Below are 9,768 nucleotides of genomic sequence, written 5' to 3' on the forward strand. Positions count from 1 at the left end.
CCGAGCGCCGGATCGACCAGCACCAGCCGGCGCAGCACCACCCCGCTCGAATCTGCGGCTGCCGCGACGGCGGCCTCCAGCGCCGGCCCGGCGCCGAAGGAGTGGCCCACCAGCGTGAGGTCGGGCCCGAGCGTGCGGGCGAGCGCGAGCAGGCGCCGCGCCTGGGCGGCGCGCGAGTAGTCGACCGTGCGACCGTCGTCGGGCGTCGTCGTCAGGCCGAACGGCGGCAGGTCGACGGCCACCACACGCCATCCGGCCGCCGCCAGTGCGTCGGGCAGGCCGAACCACGTGCCACTCCACGCGCCGGTGCCGTGGGTGAGCAGCAGCGCAGGTCGGTGGGGCGGCCCATTCCTGCAGGTGGAGCCGCGCGTCGCCGACGTCCACCCAGCGGCCGGCGGCGCCCGCCAGTTGCTCGGCGCTCTGCGTCTCGCGCTGCGCCCGGGCGTGCTGGCTCCAGGCGATCCAGGCCGAGAGCGCGAGCGCCAGCACGGCCACCAGCAACAGCGCCGCAGCAACCACGTGCCGGGCGATGCGCCCGGCGAGGCTCGGGCGGGCAGGACGCCGCCGCCTGTCCTTCGGAGGCGCGCGCATCCTCAGAAGTCGTAGACGTGTTCCACCACCACCTGCCCCGCCGAGGCCTGCGCGCGCCGCAGCTCGGCGGCGAGCCGCGCCACCGGCACCGCGAAGACGACGCGCTTGCGCCCGGGCTGCGTCAGCACCGGCTGCTCGAACAGCGTGCGCACGCTGGCCGCCGACCAGTTGGCGGGCACCAGCACGCTCACCACCACCTCGCCATCGTTGCCGGCGATCTGCCGGAAGTCGATGCCCTGGTCCGCGAGCCAGGTGCTGTAGGCGGTGAAGGCTTCGTAGCGCGGCACGGTGGCCAGCACCGGCGCACCCGCCTCGGCCGCGGCCAGCGGCTGGTAGTCGGGGTGCTGCGGATCGGCCTGCGGCGCCGCGCTCAGCAGCACGGCGGTGACCGGCTTCGGCGCGTCGTAGAGGCTCTGGGTGCCGAGCTTGATGAGCCGCGCATAGCCCTCCTTCACCAGCAGCTCCGAGGTGAGCGCGAAGCGGCGCTCCCAGCGCCGCACGAGATTCGGCCCGCCGGTCGGCGCGGCCGACCACAGCGCGCGCAGTTGCTGCCAGAAATCGAACTGGTACCACGGCTCGACGCGGATGAAGTCGACGTAGGCCTGCGCGTAGCGCGCCGCGAACTGCTCTTCCGGCACCGACTCGTCCGAACGCAGCGCCTCGGCGAGGCGCCCGATCGTCCGTTCGTACAGGCCCTTGAGGCCGTACTCCACCGTGGTGCTGACGCCGATCACCATCACCATCAGGTGGTAGCCGCCGTTGAACGGGTACTTCTCGATCTCGCGGCTCACGCTCGCATACGACTGCCAGAACTGGCCGATGTGCGAGAACAGCGGGAAGCTGCTCGGGTGGCCGCTGCGCGACAGGTAGGCCGCGTACTCGGCCGGGCTGTGCACCAGGTACCACTCGGGGAAGGTGAGGAAGGTCTGGTCGGGCGTGCGCCGGTGTTCGGGTGGCGTGGCCGGCAGCGTGGCCGCCCGTCCTGCGCCAGCGCTGCGGCGCACAGCAGCCCGACCGCCGCCACCGCGGCCGCGAACCGGCGGCGCATCAAGGCCGCACCCCGCGGGCCTGCACCATCACGGCAGGATCGCGCAGCGTCTGCGGGTCGAGGCGGCGCACGAAGCAGAACAGCGTGTTGTCGGTCGGGTCGTTGTCCTGCAGCACGCGGTGCCCGGTGTCGTCGAAGCCCTGCGCCTGGAGCCGGTCGACCCAGGTCTTGGCCGACTCGAAGAATCGCAGCTCGGCCCGGTTGGTCTCCCAGCTCTCGCCCAGGCCGGCGTTGAAGACGGTGTGCGCCAGCGACACCAGCACGCGCAGTTCGTCGCTGCGCACGTCGTGGTCGCGCACGATGAAGGCGCCGCCAGGGCGCAACACGCGCCGCACCGACTGCAGGAAATACCCCAGCCGATCGGCCGTCATGTGGTGCAGGCCCACGTAGCAGGTCACGAGGTCGAGACTCGCATCGGCGATGCCGGGCCCGAGCGGCGCGTAATCGGACAGCGGCACGTGCACGCCGAGCCGGCCGATCTGCCCGCGCTCCATGATGTCGACCGGCGAGAACGTCTGCGGCTGCTCGTCGATGAAGTAGCGCGGACCGCGCAGCTCCAGCGCAGAGGCCAGGCCGCGGTAGTAGCGGCCCTTGGAGCCGATCTCCGCATAGCCGTCGAACTTGCGGCGTCCGCCCAGCACCTGCAGCGTCTGCCGCGTCATCTCGGCCTTCTGCCTGAACAGCGAGGGCAGCGCGTAGCGCAGGTCGGCCGTGGCCGGCTTGATGCTCTTGAGCTCGCGCTGGATGTGACGGTAGACGGTCTCTTCGTCGGCGTGCAGCCGGCAGGCCTCGCCGATCAGGTGGTGGAAGCGGTCTTCCGGTGCGACGCGGAACACGTTCTGCAGGAAACGGTAGAACGCATCGGACAGCTCGACGTCACCGAACACCTGGTGAAACTCGCTGGCCGGCGCTGGCGCTGCGGGCGGCGTGCCGCGGTCGAGCCAGGCGCGGTAGTACTTGTCCCAGAGCACGTTGGTGAAGCGGAAGTTCGGGTCGACCTCCCACTTCAGCGCGAACAGGTGCGCCGCCTTCGGATAGGCGCGGTGGAACTGCTCGACCGTGCCATGCGGCTGGTACGGCAGGTAGTAGGTGCCGCCGACCGACAGCGCGGCGTCGATCAGCTCGCGGGTCCACACGCCGACCCGGCTGCGGGCGTTCTCGCGCGTACGCTGCTTGTGGTACAGCACGAAGGCGAAGGTCTCGGTCGGCGCCCAGCCGAGCGCGGTGTCGGGATCGGGCATCGCGTGCCGGATCGAGATGTTCAGGGCGTTGACGCGGTGGCGGTTCAGCACCGCGGCCATCTTCGGCACGAACTCCAGCAGCCGCTCGACCGGGATGAAGTACTCCTGCAGCACATAGGTGCGCTCGGTGCGCGACGGCGGCTCGAGCTCGGCCACGTCGTAGCCGGCCTCGTAGTTGCGCCAGTGCACCTTCTTGCGCAGGTAGAGCAGCGGATCGACGACCTTCTCGCGCCGCTCCTTGCCGAACGGCGTTTCCGACACGGCCCACAGGAAGTACTGGTGCAGCGGGTAGGCGGAGCGCAGCGGCTGCAGGCGGTCGGGCGTGGTGGCGGGCTCGTCGGTCTCGGCCCAGGTCACGGCGCGCACGCTGCGGTAGTGCGGGCCGTAGAGGTCGGCGTTGTGGAACACCGCCTTCGGGTTGCAGCGCACGGTGTCCTTGAAGTAGGCGCCGTAGGTCGACAGCGGCATCACCTTGTCGATGCGCTTGACGCGCCGGTTGTCGGCCAGATCCAGCTCGATCTCGACCACCACGCCCAGCGCGCCGTAGCCGCCGATGGCGCCGAAGAACAGCTCCGGATGCGCCGTGCGGCTGGCCACCACGGCCCGACCATCGTGCAGCACGAGCTTGATGCTGCGCACCGACAGCACCAGCGGCCCCAGGCCCACGTAGCGGCCGTGGCAGTTGACGCCGAGCGCGCCGCCGACCGTGAAGTTGGCGTAGGTCTGCATGATCTTCACCGCCAGGCCGTGCGGATCGACGAAGCGCTGGATGTCGCACCAGCGCACGCCGGCCTGCACGAGGATGGTCTTGTTCTCGGGCGAGAACGCGACGATGCGGTTCATCGAACGCATGTCGAAGTGCAGGCTGCCCGGGCTCGCCGTCTGGCCGCCCATGCTGAAGCGTCCGCCACCGACCGACACCGGGCCGGTGGTGCGCCGCAGCGCCTCCTGCACGTCCTCGACACTGCTTGGCGCGACGATGGCCATCACCCGCACCGGGTTGAGCTGGGTGACGTCGTTGACGATGTGGTGGTCGGTGTTCATGGCGCGCGCTCCATCCGCGGCGCGGCGCCGACGGTCACGTAGTCGGGCCGCAGGCCGGCGGGTGCGCCGTAGCGGGAGCGGCCCACGGACGCGCGCAGGCCACACTCGAGCAGCAGCCACAGCGCGCCCAGCACGGGCAGCGCGACGACCAGCAGCCACCACGCCGAGCGCCCGCGATCGTGCAGCCGTCGCCCCCAGACCGAGACCAGGAACACCGTGGTCAGCAGCGCCGGCAGCACGTCGACCGGCTCGCCGAGCAGCTGCGTGGTCGAGACGCACAGGAACAACGCCAGCGGCAGCAGCAGCAGGTGCCGCCACCAGAAGGCCCACCGGCTCAATCGGCCGGCCGTCGAGAACTCACCCACCCATCCCATCTCACCCTCCCGCAGGCGTGCGCCGCGGCTGCTGGAGCAGCTCGACCGGCGTCATGGACGCAAGCCTACCCTGCCCCCAGGGGCTTTCACAATCTCGGGACCGAAACGGCGATCAGGTCGCAGCGCCCGCCGAGAACACCGACAGGTCCTGGGGCCCGCCCCGCTCGATGGCGCGCCGGTAGGCGTCGCGGCCGCGCAGCCGCGCCAGGTAGGCGCGCAGTGCGGGGAAGTCCTTCAGGCGGCCGCGGCACTCGCTGAACTCCAGCGCCCAGCCGAGGTTGATGTCGGCCGCGGAGAAGCCCGAGGCGAGCAGGTGCTCGCGCTGCGCCAGCACGGTCTCGATGTAGCGGTGGTTCTTTGCGATCTCGACGTCGAAGAACCCCATCAACGCGGCGTTGCCGCCGCCGGTCCAGGCGTAGACCAGATCGACCAGCAGCCCCGGGAACAGCGTGCCCTCGGCGTAGGCCAGCCACTGCAGATAGGCACCGTACTCCGCCGACGCGGGCGTCCGGCTCAGCCGACCGCCGCCGCAGACATGACAGAGGTACTCGATGATCGCTTCCGATTCGACGATGGACTGACCCGCATGCTCGATCGTCGGCGCCTTGCCGAGCGGATGGACCTGGTTGAGCGACTCGGGAGAGCGCTGCGTTTCGGGATGCCGCTGGTGCTTGACCAGCCGGTAGTCGATGCCCAGTTCCTCGCACAGCCACACGATGCGCTGCGAGCGCGAGTTGTTCAGGTGATGCACGGTCAGCACAGCTCGCTCCTCGATCGGCTCGATCCGGCATCGTCACACGGAGGCTGAACGGAGGGTGTCGCGGCGGCGACGCGGCCGGCTGTGGCGGCGACCGATACGCTGGATGGCGCGCCCGGCTGGGATCGAACCAGCAACCCCTGCCTTCGGAGGGCAGTACTCTATCCATTGAGCTACGGACGCAACGCCTTCATTCTATCAGCGCCCCTGTTGCGGGCCGCATCCGGCGAGGCCCGCGACGGGGTGCCCTTGTATACTCCATGGGTTTTGCGAGCTGCGTTTCACCACGCCGCTCCGCCCCACAAGACTCCTCGAGGACCCCATGAGCGCAGCGCCCTCCCACGACGACGATCACGAGCCCAATCACGAAGGCCCGATCCGCACGCCCAAGCAGTTGGTGATCGCGGTGGTCTTCGCCTTCGTGGTGCCGATCGCCATCATCGTGCTGCTGGCCAGCTACGTGAGCTCGGCCCAGAAGCCGGCCGCCGGCAGCGATGGCCTGAAGGCCGAGGCCACCGCCGAGCGCATTGCCCCGGTCGGCAAGGTCGAGGTCAAGGACGCGTCGGACGTGAGCGCGCTCAAGGGCGGCGAGGACGTGTACAAGGCGCAGTGCGCCGCCTGCCACGCCGCTGGCGTGGCCGGGGCACCGAAGTTCGCCGATGCCGCTGCCTGGGGCCCGCGCATCACGGCCGGCTACGAGGCCCTGCTGACCTCGGCGCTGAAGGGCAAGGGCGCGATGGGCGCGCAGGGCGGCGGTGACTTCAGCGACGTCGAGATCGGCCGTGCGGTGGTCTTCATGGCCAACGCCGGCGGGGCCAAGTTCGACGAGCCCAAGCCGCCGGCACCGGCGGCCAGCGCAGCGCCCTGAGCAGCGAGCGACTCCTCTGCGAGCCGGTCCATGCGACCGGCTTTTTCACGCCCACCGGCAGACGGCGCTACGGGCCGGCGCGCTGCGGGCTGAGCACATAGCCGAAGCTGCGCGGCAGTTCGGCGAACGGCCGTTCGGCGGGCGTCCAACGCCCCTCGGTCACCGCATCGGCCGCGGCATCCATGTCGAGCGAGCGCAACAGGCCGAAGCCCCGCTCGGTGTCGAGGAAGAGCCGGCCGTATTCGTCGAGCCAGGCGCTCCTCACCTGCCGGACTTCGGCCCCGGTGTGGGTCTCCACGCGGTAGTCGGCGTCGACGCGCTGCACCCCCAGCACCAGCGGGGCCGCCTCCAGCTCGACGTAGACGCGCTGCGGACCGTTCTGGAAGAACCAGGCGCCTTCGGCATCGGCCTCGTAGTTGCGGCCGATGAACTCGACCAGCTTGCGGTGCAGCAGGCGGCTGCCCTTGACCTGCGGGAACGACCCCGCCGCCTGGACCCGGTCGTCGCGCATGTACCAGTCGCCCCGCGCGTCCAGCCCCAACCAGCCGTGGCAGGCCGGCACCCGGGGCCACTTCTTCAGCGCGGCACGGACGATGTCATCCATCGCGGCATTGTGCGGCCCGGCTCAGACCACCCCGGCGCCGTGCCGGACCCAGTTCATCACCGCCTCGGGCAGACCCAGCACTTCGCCGGGAAAGCCACCGCGCGGGAAGCCGACGTGGCCGCCCTGCGCCGGCTGCCACAGCGTGACGTGGCGACCCACCTCGTGCGGCAGCGGCAGGCAGGCGGCCGGCACGAAGGGATCGTTGCGCGCGTTGAGCACCAACGCGGGGATGCGGATGCGCGCGAGCTGCGGCTTGGCCGAACCCCGGTCCCAGTAGTCATCGACATTGCGAAAGCCGTGCAACGGCGCGGTGAACACGTCGTCGAAGGCATGGAGGTCGCGCGCGGCCAGCAGACGCTCGCGGTCGAACAGGCCCGGATGCTGCGCCAGCTTGGCCAGCGCCTTCGGCTTCATCGTGCGCAGGAACATGCGGTTGTAGACCTGCCGGTTGAAGCCACGGATGATCGCGTGACCGCCGGCAGCGAGGTCGATCGGCGACGACACCGCGCACACGGCCGCCGCCGTGGCCGCGGCGCTGTCGCCGGCCTCCTCCGCCCAGCGCAGCAGCGCGTTGCCGCCGAGCGAGACGCCCACCGCCACCACGGGCCGCGCCTGCTGCGCGCGCAGCCGCGCGAGGATCCAGCCGATCTCCTCGAAGTCGCCCGAGTGATAGGCCCGCGGGGCCCGGTTGAGCTCGCCGGAACAGCCGCGAAAGTGCGGCAGCGCGAACGGCCAGCCGTTGGCCTGCGCCCAGCCCGCGAAGGCCTGCGCGTAGTGGCTGGCCGACGAGCCTTCGAGGCCGTGGAACAGCACCAGCAACGGTGCCCCGGCATGTTGCGCCTCGTCGACCCGGTGGTCGACATCGATGAAGTCGCCGTCGGGGGTGTCCCAGCGCTCGCGCCGCAGAAGCGGTGCCGGCCCGCGGACGCGGCGCGCGAACAGCGCCGGCCAGATGGTCTGCGCATTGCCGCCCGGCAACCACCAGGGCGCCGTCCAGTCGAACGGCGGCAGGACGCGGTGGTCGGTGGCTGCAGCCATGCGGGGTGCGCGGACCTCAGTGCAGCGTGGACGGCGCTTCGGAGATCTCCTGCAGCTCGCGCGCCATGCCGGGGCTGGCGTGGTGCAGCACCATGCGCCAGCCCTGCGGCCCGAGGACGTAGACGTTGGTGACGATCGCATAGGCCTTCTGCACGCCGTCCTCGCCGAGCACCTGCACCCGTTCGAGCACATGGTGCAGCGCCGTCCCGTTGATGTGGAGCCGGCGCACCTTCTCGGGGTGGACGTCGATCGCGCCGTTGGCGAAGATCGCCTCGAACGAGGCGCGGATCGCCGGGGCACCGACGAGGCGGGGGCCGCCGGGGTGCACGCAGGCGGCCTCGTCGTCGTCCGACCAGACGGCCATCAGGTTCTCGAGATCGGCCTGTTGCAGCGCTTCGTAGAACTGCGCCTCGACGTCGTCGGGCGACGAGGGCGGCGCCTTCGGCTTGGCGGGCATGCGGCAGGTCCTCAGCGCATCACTTGAAGACGACGGTCTTGTGGCCGTCGAGCAGCACGCGGTGCTCGGTGTGCCACTTGACCGCACGCGCCAGCACGACGCACTCGACGTCCCGGCCGACGGCGGTGAAGTCCGCCGCGCCCAGCGAGTGGTCCACGCGCTGCACGTCCTGCTCGATGATCGGGCCCTCGTCGAGATCGGCGGTCACGTAGTGCGCGGTCGCACCGATCAGCTTGACGCCGCGCGCATGCGCCTGGTCGTAGGGGCGCGCGCCCTTGAAGCTGGGCAGGAAGCTGTGGTGGATGTTGATGGCCCGGCCATCGAGGAAACGGCAGAAGTCGGCCGACAGGATCTGCATGTAGCGCGCCAGCACCACCAGATCGATGCGGTGCTGCTCGACCAGCGCCTCGATCCGGGCCTCCTGCTCGCGCTTGACCGCCGCGCTGCTGCCGGTGGCCAGCGGCAGGTGATGGAAGGGCAGGCCGTAGCTGTCGCACAGCGCGGCGAAGTCGGGGTGGTTGGACACCACCGCCGGGATCTCCACCGGCAGCGAGCCGCTCTTCCAGCGGAACAGCAGGTCGTTCAGGCAATGGCCATGCTTGCTGACCAGCAGCAGCAGCCGCGGCTTGACGGCCAGCGCATGGAAGCGCGCCGTCATGCCGAACTCGCCGCGCACGTGCGCGAACAGCTTGTCGAGCGAGGCCTCGTCGGCCAGGTGCCCGGGCGCACTGAAATGCACACGCATGAAGAACAGCCCGGTGCTGTCGGCGCCCTGCACGTCGCCGTACTGCTGGGAGTCGAGGATGTTGCAGCCGGCCTGGTACAGCAGGCCCGACACGGCGTAGACGATGCCCTTGGCATCTCGGCACGACAGGGTGAGGACGAACTCTCGGGCGGTGGTTTCCATGATGCTTCGATTGTAAGGAGCGGGCCCGAACGGCGACGACGCTCGCTGCCTCGGTCTCTAGAATCCGCGCAAGCATGGTCACCGCCCCCGAGGACTGGTCTGAACGCAGCCGCGCCATCGCAGCCGCACTGGCGCGCGTCGCGATGGGCGATCGCGCGGCATTTGCCACGCTCTACCAGCAGACCAGCGCGCATCTGCTGGGCGTCGTGCTGCGTATCCAGAAGGACCGAGCCCAAGCCGAGGACGTGCTGCAGGAGGTGTACGTGAACATCTGGCGCGCGGCGCAGGGGTTCGACGCCGGCCGCAGCCAGCCGCTCACCTGGCTGACCAGCATCGCCCGCAACCGGGCCATCGACAGCCTGCGCCGCCGCCAGAGCGAACCGCACACGGTCAGCACCTCGATGGGCTCGGACAGCGAGGACGATGAACACGACATGCTTGAAGAACTGGCATCCCCCGATGCCGGCCCGCTCGACCTGCTCGGGCAGGCTGCCGACGCCCGCGCGCTGCGCGACTGCATCGGTGCGCTCAGCGGCGAGCAGCAGCAGAGCCTGGCACTGGCCTTCTACCAGGGCCTGTCGCATGCCGAGGTGGCCGATCAGCTCCGCCAGCCGCTGGGCACCGTGAAGAGCTGGGTGCGGCGTGCGCTGCAATCGCTGAAGACCTGCCTCGAGCGGGCCACCACCGGCTGAGGGCACCATGGACTACAGCCGCCCTCTCCTCGCGGACCGCCTCGCGGCCGAGTACGTGCTCGGCACCCTGCGCGGCCCGGCGCGTCGCCGTTCGAGGCGCTCCTGCCCGCGCACCCCGGCACTCGCCGCCGCCGTGGCCGGTTGGCA

11 protein-coding genes and 1 tRNA gene are annotated in these 9,768 nt (G+C 70.7%); 2 read left to right on the forward strand and 10 right to left on the reverse strand.

Annotation, left to right across the window (positions count from 1 at the left end):
• The 6 genes from Y694_RS24950 to Y694_RS16890 form a co-directional block, all read right to left on the reverse strand.
• Positions 1-515, reverse strand: a 515-nt coding sequence (locus tag Y694_RS24950) for an alpha/beta fold hydrolase (RefSeq protein WP_197028808.1), incomplete at its 3' end; no start/stop codon positions are given.
• Between the two features lie 78 nt (positions 516-593).
• Positions 594-1,595 (reverse strand): hypothetical protein, encoded by a 1,002-nt coding sequence (locus Y694_RS16870; RefSeq protein ID WP_036234624.1) that lies wholly within the window; start codon positions 1,593-1,595, stop codon positions 594-596.
• 43 nt (positions 1,596-1,638) lie between these two features.
• Complete coding sequence (locus tag Y694_RS16875; RefSeq protein ID WP_036234626.1) at positions 1,639-3,924, reverse strand: FAD-binding protein; 2,286 nt, start codon at positions 3,922-3,924, stop codon at positions 1,639-1,641.
• A complete protein-coding gene (locus Y694_RS16880) occupies positions 3,921-4,298 on the reverse strand; it encodes a DUF805 domain-containing protein (protein ID WP_081771360.1) in 378 nt (125 codons plus the stop codon). The genes Y694_RS16875 and Y694_RS16880 overlap by 4 nt, the downstream gene beginning before the upstream one ends.
• A gap of 112 nt (positions 4,299-4,410) precedes the next feature.
• Positions 4,411-5,058, reverse strand: a complete 648-nt coding sequence (locus Y694_RS16885; RefSeq protein WP_036234628.1) for a glutathione S-transferase family protein — start codon at positions 5,056-5,058, stop codon at positions 4,411-4,413.
• Positions 5,059-5,162: 104 nt separating this feature from the next.
• Positions 5,163-5,238 (reverse strand) — tRNA-Arg (locus Y694_RS16890).
• A gap of 139 nt (positions 5,239-5,377) precedes the next feature.
• On the opposite strand from Y694_RS16890, the gene Y694_RS16895 reads away from it, so the two are divergent.
• Positions 5,378-5,923 (forward strand): cytochrome c5 family protein, encoded by a 546-nt coding sequence (locus Y694_RS16895; protein ID WP_036234631.1) that lies wholly within the window; start codon positions 5,378-5,380, stop codon positions 5,921-5,923.
• A gap of 67 nt (positions 5,924-5,990) precedes the next feature.
• Here Y694_RS16895 and Y694_RS16900 read toward each other — a convergent pair whose 3' ends face one another.
• The 4 genes from Y694_RS16900 to purU are packed head-to-tail and all read right to left on the reverse strand — an operon-like array spanning position 5,991 to position 8,929.
• Positions 5,991-6,527, reverse strand: coding sequence for a DUF2946 family protein (locus Y694_RS16900; protein ID WP_036234633.1), 537 nt, complete (start codon positions 6,525-6,527; stop codon positions 5,991-5,993).
• 21 nt (positions 6,528-6,548) lie between these two features.
• Entirely contained in the window at positions 6,549-7,565 is a 1,017-nt protein-coding gene (locus Y694_RS16905) for a YheT family hydrolase (RefSeq protein WP_036234636.1), read from the reverse strand.
• 16 nt (positions 7,566-7,581) lie between these two features.
• Positions 7,582-8,022 (reverse strand): nuclear transport factor 2 family protein, encoded by a 441-nt coding sequence (locus tag Y694_RS16910; protein WP_036234639.1) that lies wholly within the window; start codon positions 8,020-8,022, stop codon positions 7,582-7,584.
• Positions 8,023-8,041: 19 nt separating this feature from the next.
• Positions 8,042-8,929: a formyltetrahydrofolate deformylase gene (gene purU / locus Y694_RS16915; protein ID WP_036234642.1), complete on the reverse strand. Its 888-nt coding sequence runs from the start codon at positions 8,927-8,929 to the stop codon at positions 8,042-8,044.
• A 74-nt stretch (positions 8,930-9,003) separates the two neighbouring features.
• Here purU and Y694_RS16920 point away from each other — a divergent pair, with 74 nt between their 5' ends.
• A complete protein-coding gene (locus Y694_RS16920) occupies positions 9,004-9,621 on the forward strand; it encodes a sigma-70 family RNA polymerase sigma factor (RefSeq protein ID WP_036234645.1) in 618 nt (205 codons plus the stop codon).
• The last annotated feature ends 147 nt before the right edge of the window (positions 9,622-9,768 follow it).

The organism is Methylibium sp. T29-B (assembly GCF_000576225.1).
Lineage (GTDB): Bacteria > Pseudomonadota > Gammaproteobacteria > Burkholderiales > Burkholderiaceae_C > Methylibium > Methylibium petroleiphilum.

What these genes read in the sequence shown, in the direction of transcription:
- Y694_RS16895 (WP_036234631.1), top strand. Translation starts at nt 5,378, where the DNA reads ATGAGCGCAGCGCCCTCCCACGACGACGATCACGAGCCCAATCACGAA.
- Y694_RS16875 (WP_036234626.1), bottom strand. Translation starts at nt 3,924, where the DNA reads ATGAACACCGACCACCACATCGTCAACGACGTCACCCAGCTCAACCCG.
- purU (WP_036234642.1), bottom strand. Translation starts at nt 8,929, where the DNA reads ATGGAAACCACCGCCCGAGAGTTCGTCCTCACCCTGTCGTGCCGAGAT.
- Y694_RS16920 (WP_036234645.1), top strand. Translation starts at nt 9,004, where the DNA reads ATGGTCACCGCCCCCGAGGACTGGTCTGAACGCAGCCGCGCCATCGCA.
- Y694_RS16905 (WP_036234636.1), bottom strand. Translation starts at nt 7,565, where the DNA reads ATGGCTGCAGCCACCGACCACCGCGTCCTGCCGCCGTTCGACTGGACG.
- Y694_RS16910 (WP_036234639.1), bottom strand. Translation starts at nt 8,022, where the DNA reads ATGCCCGCCAAGCCGAAGGCGCCGCCCTCGTCGCCCGACGACGTCGAG.
- Y694_RS16880 (WP_081771360.1), bottom strand. Translation starts at nt 4,298, where the DNA reads ATGGGATGGGTGGGTGAGTTCTCGACGGCCGGCCGATTGAGCCGGTGG.
- Y694_RS16900 (WP_036234633.1), bottom strand. Translation starts at nt 6,527, where the DNA reads ATGGATGACATCGTCCGTGCCGCGCTGAAGAAGTGGCCCCGGGTGCCG.